This window comes from Nesiotobacter zosterae (assembly GCF_033843645.1).
In the GTDB taxonomy this organism is placed as follows: Bacteria; Pseudomonadota; Alphaproteobacteria; order Rhizobiales; family Stappiaceae; genus Pseudovibrio; species Pseudovibrio zosterae.
In genome coordinates this window covers 216,681-238,094 of sequence record NZ_JAWXVZ010000003.1, presented here as the reverse complement: position 1 = coordinate 238,094, position 21,414 = coordinate 216,681, and the positions used below count along the sequence as shown (strand labels likewise).

Here is a 21,414-nt window from a genome sequence, read left to right as displayed (position 1 = left end):
TTAAGGTGCCGCAGGGTGACGGCGGAAACAACTGCGGCCTTCGGGGGAGTTAGAACTGCGAAAGGCCAGTGCCCGACATGAATACAGCGGCCCCGAAACCGAGGCCGCTGTTTGTTTTTCTGGAAGGTTTATTGCTTTGAATTAGTGCGCAAGCTTCTCGCTGCCTTGGGTGCTGGTGCTGGCGAGCCGACGCAAAACAAGCACCACGAGCACCAGACCGACCAGTGCGACGCCCAGCCCGGCCAGCAATGACCCGGTGAGGCCAACGGTGAAATAGCTGGCCATGCTGACCAGAGCTGCAAGCAGCGCATAAGGCAGCTGGGTGGCCACGTGGTCGATGTGGTGACAGCCAGACCCCGTGGAAGACAGGATGGTGGTGTCGGAGATGGGTGAGCAATGGTCACCAAACACACCGCCCGCCAAAACCGCAGCCATGGCTGGCATGAGCAGCTCGGCATCCAGATGGAAGGCCATGTTGGCCGCGATGGGCAGCATGATGGCGAAGGTGCCGTAGCTGGTGCCCGTGGAAAACGCGGCAGCAGCGGCAATGAGAAACGCCAGCACCGGAACGAAAGCGGACGGCAGGTTGCCACTGGCGAGACTGGCCAGATACTTGCCGGTTTCAAGATCGCCAATGACGCCTGCGATGGTCCAAGCCATGAGCAAAATGTAGACCGCTGGCAGCATGGACTGCAGGCCCTTTACGAACGCCTGCCCGATGTGTGCGGTTGGTACGCCCTGCACCATCAGAAGCGCCACGGTGAACGCGACCGTGACAATGCCTGAGGCAGCCATGGCCCATGCGCCATCGGCATTTTCAAGCGCGCCAATGAGCGTGAACGCTTCGCCGTTGGCCGCAAGACCGGAGGCCCCCGAATACATCATCAAGCCGATAACGAGCGCCACGAGCAAAAGGAGCGGCCCAACGAAGTTGAACACCTTGCCGGTTTCAGCTTCTGGCAGACCTACATCTTCGCCTGGAGGAAGCCCCTTGGCCGGATCCCAGAGCTTGCCCTTTTGGGCCCGGTATTCGGCGGAGGCCATGGGACCAATATCGAGGCGCATGACAGCAACGCACAGCAACAGGCCAAAGGACACAAGCGCATAATAGTTCAGCGGGATCATGGAGACGAAAGCGGACAGTGCGCTGTATTCGACCACCTCGTTGGCCACAAGAATGCCCGCCAGAAGGGACATGATGTAAGCCCCCCACGTGGAGATTGGCGAGATGACGCAAATCGGAGCGGAAGTGGAATCGATGCAGTAAGCCAGTTTCTCACGGGAGATCTTATAGTGATCGGTCACCGGACGCGCCACATTGCCCACCAGCAGCGCGTTGAAATAGTCGTCGATGAAGACGATCAGCCCCAAGAAGATGGTCATGAGCTTGGCATCGCGGGCGCTGGCGATGCGCTGGTGTGCCCACTGAGCCAAAGCGCGGGTGCCGCCGCTGACGGAGATGAGCGCCATCAGCGCGCCCATGCACAGCAGGAAGCTGACCGTATAGATGTTCCAGAGGGCAAGCCCCGAGCCATCCCAGACAAGCCCTGTGGCGCGGTCGATGACTTCGAAAAAGGTGCCGCTCAATGAGAAGTTGGTGAGCATCAAGATGCCCATGAGAATGCCAAGTCCCAGGGAGATCAGAACTTTGCGGGTCACAATCGCCAGAGTGATCGCAACGAGCGGTGGAAAAATGGAGAGTGCCGAGTCGGCATAGCTCATCAACGCCATCGTTTTTACTTCTTATGTCTAAACGATGGAGGCTTCTGAAGAAGGCGCAGCGGCCTCATAAAAACACCTGCCTGAACGCGGCAGCTCTTCTTATCTCAGTAGCGCTCCATAGTCATTGTTGCCCCCGCATGCTGCGGGAATTCCTATGGCAGTGCTGCACCTGTTTGATGCAGCCCCAGGACCTGAGGATGACGCCTCAAATCCTTCGGCATCGGCACCTTTCCGCTGGGGTTTTCGGGGGTCAGCCCTCGACCAGCGTACTGATTGCACGACGCTCCTCTACTTGCTCTCGATTTTTAAAAGAGAACAACCCATTAATGGCCGGGGAGCACCCCCCGGATCAATACTTGATTGCACGTAGATGGCGGCAAAAACACAAGAAACCGTGATGATGCCGCCCGCAAACCGCCATGCTTCGCAGGGTCAACGCCAAAGACGCTGCCAGTTTGCCGCCTGCCTGTGACAAACGGCTGCGCCCCTAGTCTTCATCGGGATGGGGCTGGGCATCCACGGCTGAAAGGGCTGTCATGTTGACAATGCCGCGAGAGGTGATGGACGGGGTGATGATGTGGGCTGGCTTGGCAGTGCCAAGCAAGATTGGCCCCACATGCAACGCATCCGTCATCGCCTTGATCAGGTTCAGCGCAATGTTGGAAGCATCCAGCGTTGGGAACACCAGCAGGTTGGCCGGACCGGACAGGCGGGAGTGTGGCATGTAGCGCTTCAGCACCTCTTCACGCAGAGCTGCGTCACCATGCATTTCGCCGTCCACTTCCAGATCCGGACATTCCTTCCAAAGCATCTCCAAGGCATCGCGCATCTTGCGCGCAGTAACCGTGTCACGAGAGCCGAAGTTGGAGTGAGACAGAAGGGCGGCGCGCGGCGTGATGCCGAACCGCTGGATCTGCTGTGCGGCGGCCTTGGTGATCTGCTTGATCTCCTCGGCACACGGGCATTCGGAGACGTAGGTATCAGCAAGGAAGAACGCCCCCTTGCTGTTGATCAGCAGCGACAAGGTGGAGAAGTCCGCCACCCCTTCCTTTCGACCCAAGATGTTTGAGATGTCGCGCAGGTGCTTGTCGAACCGACCTTCAAGGCCGGTGATCATGGCATCTGCCTCGCCGCGGTGAACGGCAATGGCCGCGATGACCGTGTTGTTGGTGCGTACCATGGTGCGAGCGGCTTCCGGCGTTACGCCCAGGCGGCCAACCAGCGAGAACAAGGTGTCGACATACTCGCGGTAACGCGGATCATCTTCCGGGTTGATGCACTCAAAATCGACACCCGGGCGGATCTTGAGGCCGAAGCGCTCGCAGCGGGTCTTCAATACGTTCGGACGCCCGATGAGAATAGGTGTTGCCAGCCCCTCTTCAATCACCACCTGCGCGGCGCGCAGCACGCGCTCGTCTTCGCCATCTGAATAGATGACGCGCTTCTTGTCCATTTTGGCCTGCTGGATGATCGGTTTCATCACCAGACCAGAGCGGAACACGAAGCGGTTCAGCTTGTCCATGTAGGCGTCGAAGTCTTCAATGGGACGGGTGGCAACGCCGGAGTCCATGGCGGCTTTGGCAACTGCTGGCGCGATACGAAGGATCAGACGGTTATCAAAAGGCGACGGAATGAGGTAGTTGGGGCCGAAGGTGTGCGTGACGCCGCCATAGGCCTTGGCAACCACGTCTGTGGGTTCTTCGCGGGCAAGGCCTGCAATCGCCTCAACCGCTGCCAGCTTCATTTCCTCGTTGATGGTGGTTGCGCCCACATCCAACGCCCCGCGGAACATGTAGGGGAAGCAGAGCACGTTGTTGACCTGGTTCGGATAGTCAGAACGGCCGGTACACATGACCACGTCATCGCGCACCGCAAGCGCGTCCTCCGGCATGATTTCCGGGTTCGGGTTGGCAAGCGCCAGAATGAGCGGCTTGGCAGCCATTTTGGCCACCATCTCCGGCTTCAAAACGCCTGCTGCCGACAGGCCCATGAAAACATCGGCCTCGCCGATCACATCATCCAGCGTGCGCTTGTCAGTCTTCTGGGCGAAAACCGATTTCCACTCATCCATGAGGCTTTCGCGGCCCTCATAGACAACGCCTTCAATATCCGTCACCCAGATGTTTTCACGCTTGGCGCCCAATGAAACCAAGAGGTTGAGACAGGCGAGCGCTGCGGCGCCCGCCCCTGAGGCAACGATCTTGGCATCTTCCACCCGTTTGCCAGCCAGCTCCAAACCGTTGCGGACCGCCGCCGCCACAATGATGGCCGTCCCGTGCTGGTCGTCATGGAACACAGGAATGCTCATGCGCTCGCGAAGCTTGTTCTCGATCATAAAGCATTCAGGGGCCTTGATGTCCTCAAGGTTGATGCCGCCGAAGGTGGGCTCCAGTGCTGTGACCGCGTCCACAAACCGCTCAACGTCGCGCTCGTCCACCTCAATGTCGAACACATCAACGCCTGCAAATTTCTTGAAGAGAACGGCCTTGCCTTCCATCACCGGTTTCGATGCCAGCGGGCCGATGGCCCCAAGCCCGAGAACGGCGGTGCCGTTGGAAATGACCGCAACCAGATTACCGCGCCCCGTGTAGTCCGCGGCCTTTTCCGGGTTCTTTGCGATTTCAAGGCAAGGGGCAGCCACACCCGGTGAATAGGCCAGCGCCAAGTCGCGCTGGTTTCCGAGCGGCTTGATGGCCTGAATTTCCAACTTACCCGGACGTGGGAACTGGTGATAGTAGAGGGCGTTTTCGTCCAGATCGCGTGTTGCGGGTTTCTTCGGGTCGGTCATTTCAGGTCTTCTTGTGTTGGCGTGTGGTACGAACAGACAGAGTGCGCAGGAGTTCACAGAATGGAGCGTGCCCTCTGGTTTTAAGCGGGACACAGCATCACGCAATTCACCTTACGCATTTTTCCTCTGCTTAAAGCGGATAAAGGCGCGCGTGAGTACATACAAAACGATCGCATTGAAGATATGCCACAAGAAATGTGTTCCGAAGCTGATTTGCGCGCATACCGGTTCGTCCAATGTTCGGAATGTCAGAGAGACCGTAAAGACAGCGCCCGCAAGTGCCAGTGATTTGGCTGTTTCAGGATCCTTGCGCATGAGGATGGCGGCAAAGCCCCACATGGCGAGGAGCGCGGGCACATAGCCGCCAGAAGAACCGAGATAGGGTTCTATGAACTGCGGTGCTCCGAGCAACACACCAAGAAAACCGAGAGTGGCGACGATGCTTTGCAAAATGCCTGAGTGCAGATAGTGCCGCGTCGCCAGATAGAAGTAGGCCAGCATGAAGAACATGATGGGGATTACATCCAGGAGCATGGCCCAGATGGTGGCATAGGTATGAAACAGGAAAGAGCCTGTGCCGATAATGGCAATCAAGGCAATGAGGATGAAGGAGCCAGCGTCCTTGTTCTCCTGCCTTGTCCAGACCGCGAAAGCCAATAGAGCTGCAACTATGAAAGCAAGGTTGGTGACCGCGTTTATCGGTTCGGCCCAGAACTCAAAGCCCATCCGCTCGCAATACGCGTCTACCTGTCGCAAAAGGTCCATGCATTCCCCCCAATGCCTGCGTCCTACCTACGCACTATTAGGTATGTGATCTGGCACAGGATGCAACCATGGACGCAGTTTGAGCCCACAAAAACGCGCGGCCTTACGCCAATTGCGGAGAGGAACTTATTGTGAGGCGATGCGAATGGCTGCGGCGCGCAAGGTGGTGGGGCGACCCTGCCGCAGCTTGCGCAGGATCTGCGCTGGAGTGGGCGCGCTGATTTTGGCCGTGCGGTTGGAATTGCGCAGCAGTGCAGATCTTGAGGCCAGAAGTCCCTGACATGGATGGGTGATGCCGAGGACTTGAGAGGAAAAATTCACAAGCGTTTCCTTGAGGCGCACCTTGAAGCCGAAGTCATCACTCTTGTAGCGCAGCACTGCAAGCTGGGTATCCGCGCTGGACCGCTGGGCGCGTTCAATAAACGCCATGGCTTCGTTCTGCCATCCCTGTTCAAGAATGACATCCGGCCGCAGGAACAAGAACCACTCCCCGCGTCTTGCGTGTTCCAAGGCAAGTTCCACCGTGGGCACATTTCCCTCAGCGCACGAAACCCATAGCGCGCCGGAGGCGTCGGCTATCTCGTGAGTGGCATCTGTGGAACCGCGATCAACTACAATTACCTCGCGCAAGACGCCTTCAGCAGCGGCGGGCACGAGGGAAGACAACGTATGTACGAGACATTGCTCGCTGTTGTGGGTTGTCATGATCACACTGAGCATGCTGGAGTTTTAGACCGGCTCAACTGCGCTGAAAAGAACCGTCTTGAATTTTATTGAAGAATGGTAGATGTTCCTCTTATGTTCTCATAAAGGTGCTTCAGCAATGGGCAAATCGGTTCAAGCCTTTGATAGTAACGAGCTAAACGCCGAGGACGCGGGTCATTTTCCTGCGAATCTGGTCAGCGGCCGCGGCGCGGCGACGAACCCGGCAGCGCGTTTTGAAAAAGAGCAGCGTGAACTTGAGGATGACGGTTGGGGACTTCTGGAGGATCTGCCGCCCATAAAAACCGAATGTCAAAACGAGGTGACCCGCACGGTGATCACCCGAAACACCTCTCCTGACTTGCCTTTTGACCGTTCCATCAATCCCTATCGGGGCTGCGAACACGGCTGCACCTATTGTTTTGCCCGTCCTTCTCACGCCTATATCGGCTTGTCACCGGGGGTGGATTTCGAAACGCGCCTCTACTCCAAGGGTAATGCGGCTGACGTTTTGGAACGGGAACTCTCCAAGCCCTCCTACCAGCCGAAACCGATCGCGATTGGGACGAACACCGACCCGTATCAGCCTGTCGAGCGCAATCTGAAGATCATGCGCGGCATTCTGGAAGTTCTTGAACGCACCGGACATCCTGTGACCATCGTTACCAAATCGGCGCTGGTCTTGAGGGACAAGGATATTCTTTGCCGCATGGCTGAACGGAATCTCGTTTCCGTTCGGCTTTCCATCACCACCGAAGACAGGAAGCTGGCGCGCTCCATGGAGCCGCGGGCATCGACACCGGCCAACCGCTACAAGGCCATACGAGAGCTTGCTGAGGCAGGCGTGCCAACGGGTGTTTTGATCGCGCCGGTGATCCCCGGCCTGACCGACCATGAACTTGAAGCGATACTGGCAAACTGCAAGGAAATGGGCGCGGCGGCGGCGGGCTATATTTTGCTGCGCATGCCAAGGGAAGTGAGCGAGCTTTTCAAGGACTGGCTGCTGCGCGAAGCACCGGGCCGCTATCGCCATGTGTTGTCTCTGATGCGCTCCATGCGCGGCGGCAAAGACTACGATGCAGAGTGGAACCGGCGCATGCGCGGTGCCGGCCCCTACGCTGCTCAGCTCTCCAAACGCTTTCAACTGACCTGCAAGCGCTTGGGGCTTACAAGCCGCGGGCCTAAACTCTCAACCGAGCATTTCATAGGGCCTGAAAAAGGCAGTGTGCAGCTTTCCCTGTTCTAAAACCGTCTGGACGGTACAGTTCCTCTTGATCCCTTAATCCGTTCAGGTAACAAATGCGATATGGCGTATACACAGACCCTATTTGACAGTGCATTTCCCGAGGCTCCTGACGCCCAGTGGGAACATTCCCTACGCAATGAGCTTGGTGGCCCTTTCGCAGGGGTGGACGAAGCAGGCCGCGGGCCATGGGCCGGGCCGGTGGTGATTGCCGCTGCGGTGCTTGACTATGACAATTTGCCCGTGGGCCTTAATGACTCCAAGAAGCTGAGTGAAGCAAAGCGTGAAGCGCTCTACAGCGAAATCATGGAAAAGGCGCAGGTAAGCGTCTGCGTTCAGTCCCCAAAGACAATCGACCGACTTAACATCCGTGGGGCGACCCTTGCCGGGATGGCCCTCTGCATCCGTGCCCTGCCCATCATGCCCGTCAAGGCATTCTTCGATGGCCGGGATGTCCCATCAGGGGTAACGGTTGAGGCACAGGCACTGGTGAAGGGGGATGGCCGCTGTCTGGCGATCTCGGCAGCCTCCATTGTGGCGAAGGTAACCCGCGACCGCTTGATGGTGAAGCTTGATGCCTGCTGTCAGGGATATGGCTTTGCCAAGCACAAGGGCTACGGCACGAAGGACCATCAGGAAGCGCTCCTGAAGCTGGGCCCGAGTGTCCATCACCGCCGTTCGTTCCGGCCGATCAAGGACATGAAATAAAAAAGGCTCCGCGCTAGCGCTGGAGCCTTCTTCAAAACTCTTGTCAGCTTAATGACCGCTTAGTTCAAGCGGGCAGAAATCTGCTTGATGCTCTCAGACACAACTTTGCTCTTTGTGTCCGCATCGCTGAGGCTGGATGTGACGATTTCTTCAGCAGCAGCAGCAGCGACTTCCGCTGCACGTGCCTTGACTTCAGCGATTGCGTTGGCTTCCGCCTGACCAATCTTTGCTTCAGCCGCTTTTGTGCGGCGTGCAATCATCTCTTCCAGTGCTTCGTTCGCTTCAGCAGCCATACGCTCTGCTTCAAGCTTGGCATCAGCAACGATTTGCTCGGCTTCTGCTTCGGCTTCAGTGCGCTTGCGCTGATACTCAGCCAGGATAGACTGAGCTTCCTCACGAAGCTTGCGGGCCTCATCAAGTTCGGTCTTGATGTTGTCAGCCTGCTTGTCCAGCGCGCCGCCGATCTTGGACGGAACTTTCAGCCACTGCAGCAATGCAAAAAAGAGAATGAGGCCGACGAATGCCCAAATGGTATCGTTAAACATACCTTCGTTCTCCTTAGTTCATTACTTTTTCAACGGCCTTAGACACGGTTGCTTTCGCAGGTGCCCGACCGCCGATCAGCGCTTTAACGAGTTCGCCCGTCGTGTCAGCAGCAATATCCCCAACCTGAGCGAGGCTATCAGCCTTGATCTTGGAGATGCTCTGCTCTGATTCAGCGAGCTGAGCTGCAAGCTTTGCTTCGGCAGCTGCACGAGCTGCTTCGGTTTCCGCTTTCAGCTTTTCACGCGCGTCATTGGCCATGGTGTTGGCCTTTTTGCGCGCATCCGCCAGAGCCTTCTCGTAGCTTGCGATTGCATCGTCGGTTTCCTGCTTCAAGCGGCCCGCTTCTGCCATATCACCAGCAATACGATCACGACGGTCTTCAAGGATGCCGCCGATCCGTGGAAGAACGACCTTGGACATGATCCAATAGAACACGCCAAAAGTAATCGCCAACCACAACAGCTGAGAGGGATAGGTCGTACTGTCGAAAGGAGGGAAATTGGATCCGCCCCCATGCGCCTCAGTAGCAACCAAGGTTCCAGTAGTGTGTTCGCCCTGGGTATTCGACATCACCTTCTCCGTAAACGCTCGGTAGACGGTTTACCTTGAATACGGCGATGCTCATGAGAGCATCGCCGAAACGGTAACACGTCTGGATCTAAAGTCTGTCGCTTATACAGCGAAGAGCAGAAGAAGAGCGACCAGAAGCGAGAAGATGCCGAGTGCTTCTGTCACAGCAAAGCCGAGGATGAGGCGACCGAACTGACCGTCAGCTGCGGACGGGTTGCGCAGTGCGCCAGCAAGAAAGTTACCGAAGATGTTGCCGAGGCCGAGAGCTGCGCCGCCCATTCCGAGGCAAGCGATACCAGCACCGATATATTTTGCAGCTTCTGCTTCCATGACACGTGCTCCTAAAAACTAGCAAATTTCGTCGTCTGTGACGTTTGATTTTGGGTTAGACAACCCGGGAACTGCAGGCTCTGTTAGTGGCTCGGGTGGAGCGCATCTGCCAGATACATACAGGTAAGAACGGTAAAGACGTAGGCCTGAAGGAAGGCTACCAGGAACTCAAGCGCCGTGATGGCAACCGTGAGCAACAGAGGCAGCACTGCAGCGCCGATGCCGATGGCACCTGCACCGGTGAGCATGACTACGAAGCCTGCAAACACCTTCAGTGTGATGTGACCGGCCAGCATGTTCGCAAACAGACGAACAGAAAGGCTGACTGGACGAGACAAGAAAGAGATCACTTCAATCGCGGTCACGAGCGGCACAACATAGGCCGGTACACCGCTTGGCACGAAGAGCTTCAGGAAGCCAGTGCCATGCTTGAAGAAACCGTAGATTGTCACCGTCAGAATGACGAGCATCGCCAGAGCGAAGGTCACGATGATCTGACTGGTTACTGTGAAGAAGAATGGAATCATCCCGAGCATGTTTGCCGTGAAGACGAACATGAAGAGGGTGAATACCAGAGGGAAGAACCGCATTCCCTCGTTGCCGGCGGAACCGCGTAGGGTTGCTGCAACAAACTCATAGGACATTTCGGCCATGAGCTGCATGCGGCTTGGCACCAGGCCTCGTCCGTTGGTTGAAAGGACCAAGAAGAGTGTTGCCACAGCAACGGTCACAACCATGAACAAGGTGGCGTTGGTAAAGGAGAAGTCCATTCCAGCAATGTTCAAATCAAAAATCTTATTGATATGAAACTGATGGATCGGATCAATTCCGTTGCTTGATGTTCCAGCCACAGGTTTTATCCCCTGAAGTGCCCAAATTTAGCGCAAGCGCTGTTCGGATTAGTCCTGCTTCTTGTGAGAATTCATTCTCCGCTCCGGCTCAGCAACTCTGCCGAGAGCCCGAAGCAGGTTCAAAATCCCCGCACCGAAGCCAAGCATCAGGAACACAATCAGCCCCCAAGGCTTGGTACCGAGCCAAGTATCAGCCATCCAGCCTATCCCCGCACCCACAAGTACGCCGGCGACAAACTCTGACGACAGCTTCAAAGCCTGAGTTACCCCGGACAGTGCACCGGATGTATCCTGAGCCTTGGCGTCTTTCGACGTTTCGGTCTCTTGATGCTGTTCCAGCGTTTTCCCGAGTTGCTCTAGTCGCTCAGTCAGGTGACTGTCAGAAGCAGCTGGATTTTTCTTGGTCTGCTCTGGGTCGTCTGAAGCCATCACACGAATAACCCCTTATTATGTGCAGCAGAAAAACCACCGACTCCTTGAAGTCGCCGGAACCATAGTTGGCAGGCACTCCCGTGTCAAGATACATCAGGTATACATTAACCGATTGAAATATTTAGAAAATTTGGGAGAATTAACAGAGAATGCTTACGGCATCCTCCGAGTTTTACGTTGTTTTACTCAGACTCAGTCAAATTCGCGAAAGCTTTCCGCTGTCTGTAGATCTACTGAAACAAGTTGTGAGACCCCGCGCTCTGCCATCGTAACGCCGAAGAGCCTGTCCATCCGGGCCATCGTGATCGGGTTGTGGGTGATCACCACAAAGCGCGTTTCAGTATCTTGAACCATTGTCTCAAGCAGGGCGCAGTAGCGTTCCACATTGGCATCATCAAGCGGTGCATCGACCTCATCCAGCACACAGATAGGGGCTGGATTCGTGAGGAAAACTGCGAAAATCATCGCCATCGCCGTGAGTGCCTGCTCTCCACCTGACAAGAGCGTCATTGTCTGTGGCTTCTTGCCGGGAGGGCGGGCAAAGATCTCCAAACCGGCGTCCAACGGATCCTCAGAATCAACCAGCTTCAGTTCTGCCGTACCACCCCCAAACAAGTGTGAAAACAGACGTTGGAAGTGGTTGTTTACCACTTCAAAAGCCTGCAAAAGGCGCTCTCGGGCCTCGCGATTGAGGTTGGAAATGCCGCCTCTGAGGCGTTTTATCGCCTCGATGAGGTCGTCACGCTCCACAACCAAAGTGTCGCGGCGCTCCTGAACTTCGCGCATTTCTTCTTCTGCCCGAAGGTTAACGCCGCCAAGCCGTTCGCGTTCTCCCTTAAGCCGCTCCAACCTTTTTTCGGTGGCTGCGGCATCGGGTAGCGGTGCTCCTTCTTTCAAACCGGCAACTTCCGGCAGCTCCGCGATGGAAACCTCCAGCGCCTCGTCGACCCGAGTCTCGGTCTCTTTCTTGCGCAGGCGTGCAGCTTCAAGGCGCTCTTCGGCGCGAATCTTCCGCTCACGCGCACCTGACAGGCCTTCCATGGCCTCCTTGGCCTTCCGGTCGGCTTCGGCTAGCGCCTTTTCAGCTTCCACCAGAGCGTCATCGGCAGCGCGTTTGCGCTCTTCCAACTTCGCCAGTTCACGGGTCAGCTCTACACGCTTTTCCTCAATCTCCTCAGGACGCTCCAGCAATGTTTGGCGCTCTTCCTCATTCTCGGAGCGGCGCTGGCGGAGGGTTTCAATTTGCTTGTCGGCGCCTTGTGCCCGCTGCATCCAGCTTTGCCGTTCCCGCAGAATGGAAACGAGACGGCTTTTGCGAAGCTCGCTCTCGCGGCGAGTACTTTCAACGCTGGCGCGCGCACTGGACAGCACACTGCGCGCTTCTGACAGCTGCTCGGCAAGGCCCTGAAGTTCCTCGGAAAGCTCATCAAGCGCTGGCAGCTCTTCCAACTGCATCTGGGCTTCCTCAAGATCTGCGCGCAGCTCTTCCAAAGCCTCTTCAGCGCGCGCGACCTGCTCCTCCAACCCTTCTTTTTTAACGGTAAGCTGAGAATGCGCCCGTTCGGCCTGTGTCACGGCATCGCGGGCACGGGTGACAGAGGACTGGGCCTCCCTCACCTTCTGCTTGGCTCCCTGCTCCTGCCCGGACAGGTGCTTGACGGCCTGCGCGGCTTGATCGGCCTGCGCCTGAACTTCCATCACCCGTTCTTGCGCGGCTTCAATCTCGCCGGCAAGCTCTTGAAGCCGGTTCTTTTGGGCGAGCCGCTGTGCGGCAGGCGTTGGTGCCTCCGCGGCAACGCGAAGACCATCCCAGCGCCAAAGATCTCCCTCTCGGGAAACCAGACGCTGCCCCACCTTCAGTTTTCTGGCGAGACCAGGGCCTTCGGCAGCTTCCACCAGACCGATCTGGTCGAGACGCCGGATCAGCTTTTGCGGTGCCTCCACGTATTGAACGAGCGGCTCACTGCCTTCTGGCAAGGCCGGATCATCAAAGTCACGATCTGCGCCGCCCCAGTGGGCTGGAGCCTGTTCGTCGAGCGGCACCTCAAGATCTTCCCCCAAGGCCGCCCCCAAGGCCTTTTCCAAGCCCCTGGCAACTTTCAGCTCGTCAACGGCGGGTGTCCAGTCGCCAGAGATGGTGCTGGCGAGGATTTTTTCCAGGGTTCGGCTCTCCGTTTCCAGACGCGTGACATCCCCGCGTGCATCAGAGAGCGGCTGTCGCAGCGCGGCTTCCCGCTCTCGGGCTTCTTGAAGAGCCTCTTCCAGATCAGCGGCAACTTCTTCCGCCTCGGTGAGTTCTTCTTGAGCCATTTCCAAGGCTTCCCGCTGCTCAGCCACTTCCGTTGCCATGGAAAGCTCTTCAGAAATTGCGTCGAGGGTAGCCTTGAGCTGGGACATTTGCTCAGACTGACGGGTGAGCCGCCCTTTGCCATCTTCGATAGAGCGAAGGAGTTGCTGGCGCTTGGCCATGAGACCGGCATGGTCCCGGGTCTTCTCCGCATGATCAGCTTCCAGAGCGGAAACGGTGCGCTGCGCCTCCTCTGCGCGCTCCTGAGCGACCATGGCGCGCTCTTCCACGCTCTCATTTTCTTCCGTCAGCAGCTGCTCTTCTTCTTCCAGCGCTTCCAGTCGCTCGGCGTTTTCCGAGGTGAGCTGCTCTTCGCGCTCTATGTCCTGATCCAGCTGGCGGATACGCTCATTGAGGTCGGTCAGGCGCTCCCGCACCCGGCGATCCTCCGCATCCAGCTGGTTCTTGGCAATGACAATGCGCTGGAGTGCAGCACCAACTTCAGCAGCCGCATCACGCAGCTTGGGCACCTCATGCGCCGCGATCGCCTGATCCTTGGCCGTGCGCGCCTGAAGGCCTGCAATGTCGGTGAGAGCGAACTCGGCTTCGGCGTATTGGGCCTGAGCTTCCTGAAGCGCGGCGCTGGCATCCTTCCAACGCAAATAAAGAATGGTGGCCTCAGTGCGGCGAATGTCCCAAGACAGATTTCGGTAGCGGCTTGCTTGGCGGGCCTGGCGCTTCAGGCCCTCGAGCTGGGCTTCAATCTGCACCAACACGTCTTCAAGGCGCTCCAAGTTCCCCTCAGCGGCACGCAGGCGGATTTCCGCCTCATGCCTGCGGCTATGCAAACCGGAAATGCCTGCTGCTTCCTCAAGGATCTTGCGGCGCGAGGTGGGCTTGGCAGAGATCAGTTCGCCGATTTGCCCCTGTCGCACCATGGCTGGCGAACGCGCACCGGTGGACGCATCTGCAAACAGCAGCTGCACGTCTCGGGCACGGGCGTCCTTGCCATTGATCTTGTAGACCGAGCCAGCTTCGCGCTCGATACGGCGGGTTACTTCGAGCTTGTCGGCGTCATTGTACCCCGTGGGGGCCAGACGGAGTGAGTTGTCCAGAAACAGTGTGACTTCAGCAGTGTTTCGGGCGGGACGATTGAGACTGCCGGAAAAGATGACATCGTCCATGCCGGAGGCGCGCATGTTCTTGTAGGAGTTTTCTCCCATCACCCAGCGCAGCGCTTCTACAAGGTTGGACTTGCCACATCCATTTGGCCCGACCACACCGGTGAGCCCGTCTTGAATGACAAATTCCATGGGTTCAACGAAGGATTTGAACCCAAGAACGCGGAGCCGTTCAAACTTCATGCCCCGCGCCTTTGTTTCAGGTGGAAATCAGCATATGCAAAGCCATGGAGCCGACACGTCGTGCCGGCAAACACATCAAAGGTGTTTGTCCACGTACTCGCTGATTTCTTCAATTGAGAGCGCCCCGCTCACTTTTTCGCCATTGATAAAGAATGTCGGTGTTGACCTTACATCAAGCGCCTTGCTTGCGTGATCCCGACTTGCGGTCACTCCGTCCAGAATTTCCTGATTCGTCAAGCAAGCTTTCACCTCATCTTCGGTAAAGCCAATCTGCTTGCCCATATTCAACAGGGCGTTATACGGGTTGTCGGTGAAAGCCCAGTTGCGCTGCTGCTCAAACATCAGAGAAACAACATCAAAATACTTGTCGTCAGCAGAGCAGCGCGCAAGCATTGCGCCTGCTGCGGCGACAGTATCCAGCGGGAACTCGCGGAAGATCAGACGCGCCTTGCCGGTGTCGATGTACTTTTCCTTGAAGGCCTTGTAGGTCTCGCGATGGAAGGTGGCGCAGTGGCTACAGGTGAGCGATGCATACTCGATGACAGTGACAGGCGCATCTTCCCGACCAATGGCCTTGTCTCCCAGCGGGCCTGGTGTCATCAGATCGTCTTCGTTCACAGACTGAGCCCATGCAACCGGCCCTGCGGCGAGGAAAGCCGCACCAGCCACAGTAGCAATGGCGGTGCGCTCCAAGAAACTTCTTCTGGTCAGTGTCACTTTGTCGGTCCTGTATCCGTTAAACTCGGTAGATATGAATGGCAGCATGCCCGGTTCTGGTCAACCAGACCGTTCAATTGTGTTCACATCTCGCCAGTGAACAGTGCGTTCCACTCACAGATGTTCACGGTGCCGTGAACATCTGCCATCACATCCGAGGGTTGGACCCTGACCGCTTAAAGGTATTGCTGGAAGATCTTTTCCCATTCTTCCATGCCGCGGTACCCGACCACCTTTTCACCATTGACGAAGAAGCTTGGCGTGCCCGTGATATTGAACTCCTTGTTGCCACGGTCCCGCGTTTCCGTCAGCGCATCAAGCACGGTCTGGTCGGTGATGGCCGCATCCAGCTTTTCCTTGGACAAGCCAACCTGTTGTCCGATCTTCTGAAGCGCTTCATATGGGTTGTCGGTAAAGGCCCAGTCCTTTTGAGTTTCGTACATGAACTGAAGGAACTCCGGATACCGGTCCGCAGGAAGCGCACGGCCCATCATGAAGCCAGCTGTTGCAACCGCATCCAGCGGAAATTCACGCACGATGTAGTGAACCTTGCCCGTATCGATGTACTTCGCCTTGATCTCAGGGAAGACGGTGGTCTTGAACGTTGCGCAGTGCCCGCAAGTCAGGGATGAATACTCGATCATGGTGATCGGTGCTTCTTCACTGCCATAAGAAATGTCGCCCAATGGGCTGGGGACTGCCAGCTCTGCTGGATCAAAAGTTTCCTGCGCCCATGCGCTCGGCATACCTGCGGAGATGACCACGCCCACTACAGCGGCCGCCAAGGTTGCCTTAAGGAATTGTCTACGGCTCTGGTTCACGTCAAATATCCTTTGATCCATTCTGGCGCTTCAAGACAAGCGCCCTGCCCTTCAAACTAGTCGGATTGCAGCATCAGCACCGCCTGCCAACTTGCCCATTTCCGTCTTTAGCCCGAATTTGAGTGCTAATCGCGACACTTTCCTGCGACTTACTAACGCGCGCGGCACGCTGAAAGCCCCTAGGTCACCTTGCTCTTACAAGACAAAGCTGTGGCACTGCTAACAAGAATCCCATTTCGAGACGTAGTTATGGGCAAAACCGGCATAACACCTTTACTTTTGTACTAAGAGTCAGGCATTTAGAAGACAGGGTGATTTCATATACGATTTGTTAACTAACGAGCGGGTGACATGGTGCGGATTACTACTATGTTGGTCACGGCGATTGCCTTGGCTGGATGTCAAGCTTCCATGAAGGAAGACTTCGTTGAACCAGTAGCGCAGGCCCCCGCACCTGAAGAAAACGTCGCCGCCGCCACCGATACCTTGCCCAGCTTTACACCGCAGGCCTATGCCGGCTCTACAGATCTGGACTCCCTGACCGGCATGCGCTGGGAAGTGAAAGAAGGGGATAGCGCTCCGGCCGGAACATGTTTCCTGAGCTTCTCCAAAGCCAACAGCGAGCAGGGACAAGTGCTGCGCACCCTTGGCGCAGGCGTCTATAGCGGAAGCGTGAATGCAGACGGCTGCACCAGCGCGGAACTGGCCAAGGCCAGCTACTGGAGCATTACCGGTGACAGCATTGAACTGCACTCCGCGACGAACGGCACAACGGCCTACCTTTTGATGGAACGCCCAGATTTGCTGCTCGGCTATACAGCAAATGGCGCTGATCTGGTTGTGAGCCACGCAATAGGCCAGTAAACCACGAACAATCCATTATCGATTTTGATGAGAGAGGCGCAGCGGAGACGGTGCGCTTTTTTTCGTGTGAAGTGAGCGCCGGTCTTGGCCACTAGGCTGCTGTTGGGCCGCAAAAGGGCCGCAGCTGGGGCAATGACGCGCCCCGGTACTTCTTAATTTGGGCTCGTTGCGGAGTTAGTCCTCAACGCGCGCTGCGATCTCAAGACCGAGCTTCTCCAGAGCCGCCTGCAGGCGCGGGTTACCTACCCGTTCAACCTGTTCCTTGATCTTCTGCTTTTCCTCACTGGAAAGCTCTTTACGCTTGGGAGCAACCGGTTTTGGCTTGCGCACCAACGTGCGTTGCATGATACGGATACGTTCTACCGCGTTCCAACCAAAGAACGCGTTGATCCGTTCACGCAACTGGGGGAGCTCGTGAGACAGAAGCAGAGCCGATGGGGCATCCGCATATACAAGGAGCGTCGCAGGTTCAAGAACCGGCTCGCCATCCGCCGTCTTGCGGCGAGGCCAAATAAGCTGTCCGGGCTGTACGCGTTCTGCGTATCGTTCTCCGACCAGCTCCGGCCAGGCACTCAGCAACTCGGAAGTCGCGAAGCCCCTTTTTCGCGCGACCGGATGCATTGTCTGGCCAATCAGCTCTCCTAGCTGTCGACCATCTGCTCCGGAACGCTTGACCTGTGCAGTTGTCTTCATAATTTAAACCACGCCATGGAAATAAGGCACTTATGTGTCCTGCTATTCCTATTAGTTCTAATTGAGCCCTAACTTTCGCGGTACCTCAAATTACCAAGGGTTCCTTGATAATCTGGGGGGCAATCTTACAAGAGCTCTGACTAACTCATGCAAGAAACTACAACACTACTTTACTGGTATGACAGAAATTTCCGTAACCTTCCATGGCGCACTGCGCCAAACGCGGATCTTTCCGGTGCAAAACCAAACCCTTATCACGTTTGGCTTTCGGAAATCATGTTGCAACAGACTACCGTTGCTACAGTCATAGACTACTTTTTAAAGTTTACAGTTCAATGGCCCAACCTAGAAAATCTTGCGGAGGCAGAAGAAGAAGATGTGTTGAAAGCTTGGGCAGGTCTTGGATATTATTCCCGGGCGAGAAACCTGCATCGCTGCGCAAAACTAGTAATGCGCGAGTATAACGGACGTTTTCCGGAAGAAGAGCATAAATTACAAGCACTTCCGGGAATTGGACCTTACACTTCTGCCGCGATTGCTGCAATTGCGTTCAACCAACACGCGGCTGTCGTTGACGGCAATGTGGAGCGTGTGATTAGCCGGCTCCATGCAATAACTGACCCCTTACCTGGTGCAAAACATGTGATTAAGTCCCATATGGGGACACTTACTCCACACGATCGGCCCGGAGATTTCGCTCAGGCTGTCATGGATCTGGGCGCTACCGTATGCACTCCGCGATCGCCAGCATGCACGATTTGTCCGTGGGTTGACGTATGTGTAGGGCGCAAACAAGGCATTCATGAGACCCTTCCGCGCAAGGCACCAAAGAAAGTCAAGCCCACACGAAAGGGAATGGCCTTCATTGTCAGGAGAGCGGATGGTGCGACCCTCTTGCGACGCCGCCCGGACAAGGGGCTGCTGGCCGGAATGAGTGAACCGCCTACATCGATCTGGGCTGAAGATATGTCACAAGATGATTTAAGTTTAGCGCCGTTCAACCTTGAATGGATACGTGCCAGCACGCAAGTTAAACATACTTTTACGCACTTTCATCTTGAGCTGGCAATCTGGTTTGCCGAGGTAAATGAAGCTTTGGAAATACCTGAGGGTTACTGGTGGTCAACTCAGGAAGAACTTGATGGAGAAGCTTTGCCGACTGTCATGAAAAAAGCCGTCAGGACCCCTTTGGCCTGATCGCCAAAGGGGTGCACTTCCGGTCCGGTCGCCCTGGGGGTAGGGTTCCTATGTTTCGGTTGAGCTGTTGCGCAAAGCACTGAATGGCTCCTGCGCCACGCGAGACAAGTTGACCAGCCGCGCCTGAGCAGACTTGTAGCCTTGATAGACACGCTCCGTGAGGCCATCCTGCCCGGCATAGCCCATCATCACGTCTTCACAGGTGTCCATGAACGCTTCCTGAACTTCCTGCGGCAAGGGGCGGACGGGGAATTTCTTGTCTTCCTGCAAGGACTGAAGTGCAACGGCGTTTTGCCAGGTGAACTCAGCGGCCAACAGGTCGTTTTCAGCATGGGCAGCTGAGGCAAACAGCAGCTGATCTTCCGGTGTCAGCGAACGCCAGAAGTTGAGGTTCACCCCCATGGAGCAAGCAATGCCACTGCCGTTGAAACCGGGATAGGCGCAGTATTTTGTGACTTCATGCAGGCCAAGCCCCATGGCTGCCCACGGTCCGGCCCAGTCTGCCCCATCAAGTCCGCCGGACTTCAGGGCGGTGCGAATTTCATTTGCCGGAATGGTGATGGCCATGCCGCCCAAGCGGCGCAGCACTTCACCGGCCAACCCCGGCAACATCATCTTGAACCCGCGCAGGTCGTTGACGGTCTCAATGTCGCGGCTGAACCAACCGCCCACCGTGTGGGTGGTGTGACCGGCCATGAACGGCTTGATGTCGAACTGGCCCGCAACTTCGTCCCAAAGCTCCTGCCCGCCACCCCAGTGGATCCAGGCCTGATATTCGGTGTGCGTCATGCCGCCGGGCACGCCACCAAAGAAACTGAAGGCCTTGTGGTTGCCGTTCCAATAGTCATCTGAGGCGTGATAGAGCTCAGCCGCGCCGGAAGATACGGCGTCAAAGGCTTCAAACGCTGGCACCAGTTCGCCTGCCGGATAGACATTCACCTCAAACCGGCCACCAGAGCCGGCATTGATGCGCTCGGCAATGCGTCCGGCCGCGACGGAAAAGCCCGGCAGGGTACGAGGCCAGCATGTAACCATGCTGAGCTGGCGGCGGTTCATCACCTGAGCAGGAGCTGCGAGTGGCGCGGCAACCGCGCCTGCGCCAACCATTGCACCAGCTGTTTTCAGAAACCTACGACGATTCAAGGCGGACTCCCGAGTTTCGGCGCGACTTTCAACGCAGCACACGGATTTTGGGTGCGCGCCTGAAGCTTGCCGGATCTAAGATCTGCCTTGAGCTATAAAAAACAAACCTCGCGGGAAACTGAACTCCCGCGAGGCTCCTGAAAATTTTGGTAGATTTGCGGCCCTATTGGAACGCAGTCTCGGCAAAGCTGCGGAGTTTGCGGGAATGCAACCGCTCCAGCGGCATCTCCCGCAGGATTTCCATGGTTTTGATTCCGATTTCCAAATGCTGCGAAACCTGACGGCGGTAGAAATCTGTCGCCATGCCCGGCAGCTTCAACTCGCCATGCAGAGGTTTGTCGGAGACACACAGCAGCGTGCCATAAGGAACACGGAAGCGGAAACCGTTGGCCGCAATGGTGGCGGACTCCATATCCAGAGCGATGGCGCGGGACTGAGAAAAACGCTGGACCGGCTCGCGATGGTCGCGCAGTTCCCAGTTGCGGTTATCAATGGAGGCCACGGTACCGGTGCGCATGACGCTTTTCAGCTCAAAGCCCTCGTAACCCGTCACCTTTTCAACGGCTTCTTCCAGCGCTACCTGCACTTCTGCCAGTGGCGGGATCGGCACCCATGTTGGCAGATCCGCATCCAGTACCTTGTCCTCGCGCACATAGCCGTGGGCCAACACATAGTCACCGAGCTGCTGGCTGTTGCGCAGCCCTGCGCAGTGACCAAGCATCAACCACGCATGCGGACGCAGCACGGCAATGTGGTCAGTGATGGTTTTGGCATTGGATGGCCCCACACCGATATTCACCATTGTGATGCCGGAGTTGTCTTCACGCACCAGGTGATAGGCGGGCATTTGCGGCAAGCGCCCCAGAGGTTCGCCGGAGGATGGCTCACTCTCACCGGAGCGGGTGACCAGATTGCCGGGCTCGACAAAGGCCTTGTATCCGCTGTTGGGGTCCTTCACCAGCTCACGCGCCATCTGGGCAAAGCCATCAATGTAGAACTGATAGTTTGTGAAGAGCACGAAATTCTGGAAATACTTCGGCGCGGTCGCCGTGTAGTGCTGCAAGCGGTGGAGGCTGTAGTCCACGCGCGGTGCCGTGAACGGCGCCAGCGGTTGCGGCCCCTCGCCCGGATCAAACGTTCCGTTTGCAATGGCATCATCCATGACGGCAAGGTCGGGCACATCAAAGATATCGCGCAATGTAAACTCAGGATTTGCAGCGAAGGCGCCCTCTACATGGGCCCCATCGTAGAACGCAAAGTGCAGTGGAATGGGCGTATCGCTGTAGCCAATTTCCACCGGAGCATTGTGGTTCCTGAGCAATAGCTCGATCTGGTCTTCCAGATAGGAACGGAACAAGTCAGGCCGCGTGATTGTGCTTGTGTATTTACCAGGCCCCGCAACGAAGCCATAGGACAGGCGCCCATCGGCACGGCTGTGGCTTGCCAGTTCAAAGCGAAGCTCGGGATAGAAGGCTCTTACACGCCCTTCAGGGGTGGAGCCTTTGGCGATGCGCTCAAACTCGGCACGCAGAAAAGCGGTGCTGGTGTCAAACAACTCAACGAGATAGCTGACAGCGGCTTTGGCATCTTCAAATTTACGGAAGGGTTTTTGGTCGGGTATCAGGATGGAACGGTTTTCCATCTGAACGTCGCTACCGGATATAGTCGACA

At 56.6% G+C, this 21,414-nt stretch carries 19 protein-coding genes and 1 riboswitch; of the genes, 4 read left to right on the top strand and 15 right to left on the bottom strand.

Features of this window, described 5'->3' with window-relative positions; translation table 11 throughout:
* Positions 1 to 141: 141 nt before the first annotated feature.
* The 4 genes from Q3Y58_RS05790 to Q3Y58_RS05775 form a co-directional block, all read right to left on the bottom strand.
* The gene (locus tag Q3Y58_RS05790; RefSeq protein WP_319621443.1) at positions 142 to 1,731 is read right to left on the bottom strand and encodes a Na+/H+ antiporter NhaC family protein; all 1,590 of its coding nucleotides are present in this window, start codon (positions 1,729 to 1,731) and stop codon (positions 142 to 144) included.
* Between the two features lie 91 nt (positions 1,732 to 1,822).
* Positions 1,823 to 2,021: riboswitch (Lysine riboswitch) on the bottom strand.
* Positions 2,022 to 2,209: 188 nt separating this feature from the next.
* Positions 2,210 to 4,510, bottom strand: coding sequence for an NADP-dependent malic enzyme (locus Q3Y58_RS05785; RefSeq protein ID WP_319621441.1), 2,301 nt, complete (start codon positions 4,508 to 4,510; stop codon positions 2,210 to 2,212).
* A gap of 111 nt (positions 4,511 to 4,621) precedes the next feature.
* Complete coding sequence (locus tag Q3Y58_RS05780) at positions 4,622 to 5,275, bottom strand: ceramidase domain-containing protein (RefSeq protein WP_319621439.1); 654 nt, start codon at positions 5,273 to 5,275, stop codon at positions 4,622 to 4,624.
* 126 nt (positions 5,276 to 5,401) lie between these two features.
* Complete coding sequence (locus tag Q3Y58_RS05775) at positions 5,402 to 5,980, bottom strand: glycosyltransferase (RefSeq protein ID WP_319621437.1); 579 nt, start codon at positions 5,978 to 5,980, stop codon at positions 5,402 to 5,404.
* Between the two features lie 118 nt (positions 5,981 to 6,098).
* Here Q3Y58_RS05775 and Q3Y58_RS05770 point away from each other — a divergent pair, with 118 nt between their 5' ends.
* On the top strand, positions 6,099 to 7,223 hold the full coding sequence (locus Q3Y58_RS05770; protein WP_319621436.1) for a PA0069 family radical SAM protein: 1,125 nt from the start codon (positions 6,099 to 6,101) through the stop codon (positions 7,221 to 7,223).
* Between the two features lie 60 nt (positions 7,224 to 7,283).
* Entirely contained in the window at positions 7,284 to 7,928 is a 645-nt protein-coding gene (locus Q3Y58_RS05765; RefSeq protein WP_319621435.1) for a ribonuclease HII, read from the top strand.
* Between the two features lie 59 nt (positions 7,929 to 7,987).
* Here Q3Y58_RS05765 and Q3Y58_RS05760 read toward each other — a convergent pair whose 3' ends face one another.
* The 8 genes from Q3Y58_RS05760 to Q3Y58_RS05725 form a co-directional block, all read right to left on the bottom strand.
* Positions 7,988 to 8,473, bottom strand: a complete 486-nt coding sequence (locus Q3Y58_RS05760) for a F0F1 ATP synthase subunit B family protein (RefSeq protein WP_274219413.1) — start codon at positions 8,471 to 8,473, stop codon at positions 7,988 to 7,990.
* Positions 8,474 to 8,486: 13 nt separating this feature from the next.
* The gene (locus tag Q3Y58_RS05755; protein ID WP_274219414.1) at positions 8,487 to 9,044 is read right to left on the bottom strand and encodes a F0F1 ATP synthase subunit B; all 558 of its coding nucleotides are present in this window, start codon (positions 9,042 to 9,044) and stop codon (positions 8,487 to 8,489) included.
* A 102-nt stretch (positions 9,045 to 9,146) separates the two neighbouring features.
* The gene (locus tag Q3Y58_RS05750) at positions 9,147 to 9,374 is read right to left on the bottom strand and encodes a F0F1 ATP synthase subunit C (RefSeq protein ID WP_008549639.1); all 228 of its coding nucleotides are present in this window, start codon (positions 9,372 to 9,374) and stop codon (positions 9,147 to 9,149) included.
* An 83-nt stretch (positions 9,375 to 9,457) separates the two neighbouring features.
* Positions 9,458 to 10,225 (bottom strand): F0F1 ATP synthase subunit A, encoded by a 768-nt coding sequence (locus Q3Y58_RS05745; protein ID WP_274219415.1) that lies wholly within the window; start codon positions 10,223 to 10,225, stop codon positions 9,458 to 9,460.
* A gap of 48 nt (positions 10,226 to 10,273) precedes the next feature.
* Positions 10,274 to 10,654, bottom strand: a complete 381-nt coding sequence (locus tag Q3Y58_RS05740) for an AtpZ/AtpI family protein (RefSeq protein ID WP_274219416.1) — start codon at positions 10,652 to 10,654, stop codon at positions 10,274 to 10,276.
* A 195-nt stretch (positions 10,655 to 10,849) separates the two neighbouring features.
* Positions 10,850 to 14,308, bottom strand: coding sequence for a chromosome segregation SMC family protein (locus Q3Y58_RS05735; RefSeq protein WP_319621431.1), 3,459 nt, complete (start codon positions 14,306 to 14,308; stop codon positions 10,850 to 10,852).
* Positions 14,309 to 14,383: 75 nt separating this feature from the next.
* Positions 14,384 to 15,025 (bottom strand): thioredoxin domain-containing protein, encoded by a 642-nt coding sequence (locus tag Q3Y58_RS05730; protein WP_319621430.1) that lies wholly within the window; start codon positions 15,023 to 15,025, stop codon positions 14,384 to 14,386.
* Between the two features lie 176 nt (positions 15,026 to 15,201).
* Positions 15,202 to 15,867, bottom strand: coding sequence for a thioredoxin domain-containing protein (locus tag Q3Y58_RS05725; RefSeq protein WP_274219419.1), 666 nt, complete (start codon positions 15,865 to 15,867; stop codon positions 15,202 to 15,204).
* Between the two features lie 369 nt (positions 15,868 to 16,236).
* Here Q3Y58_RS05725 and Q3Y58_RS05720 point away from each other — a divergent pair, with 369 nt between their 5' ends.
* Positions 16,237 to 16,710, top strand: coding sequence for a hypothetical protein (locus tag Q3Y58_RS05720; protein ID WP_319621427.1), 474 nt, complete (start codon positions 16,237 to 16,239; stop codon positions 16,708 to 16,710).
* Positions 16,711 to 16,884: 174 nt separating this feature from the next.
* Here the strand turns inward: Q3Y58_RS05720 and Q3Y58_RS05715 are convergent, their stop codons facing one another.
* Positions 16,885 to 17,403 (bottom strand): DUF721 domain-containing protein, encoded by a 519-nt coding sequence (locus Q3Y58_RS05715; RefSeq protein ID WP_274219421.1) that lies wholly within the window; start codon positions 17,401 to 17,403, stop codon positions 16,885 to 16,887.
* A gap of 147 nt (positions 17,404 to 17,550) precedes the next feature.
* Here Q3Y58_RS05715 and mutY point away from each other — a divergent pair, with 147 nt between their 5' ends.
* Positions 17,551 to 18,600, top strand: coding sequence for an A/G-specific adenine glycosylase (gene mutY / locus Q3Y58_RS05710; protein ID WP_319621424.1), 1,050 nt, complete (start codon positions 17,551 to 17,553; stop codon positions 18,598 to 18,600).
* Positions 18,601 to 18,648: 48 nt separating this feature from the next.
* On the opposite strand, the gene Q3Y58_RS05705 is transcribed toward mutY, so the two are convergent.
* Positions 18,649 to 19,743, bottom strand: coding sequence for a TRAP transporter substrate-binding protein (locus Q3Y58_RS05705; RefSeq protein WP_274219423.1), 1,095 nt, complete (start codon positions 19,741 to 19,743; stop codon positions 18,649 to 18,651).
* A 163-nt stretch (positions 19,744 to 19,906) separates the two neighbouring features.
* A complete protein-coding gene (locus Q3Y58_RS05700; protein ID WP_319621574.1) occupies positions 19,907 to 21,385 on the bottom strand; it encodes an AMP nucleosidase in 1,479 nt (492 codons plus the stop codon).
* Positions 21,386 to 21,414: the final 29 nt, after the last annotated feature.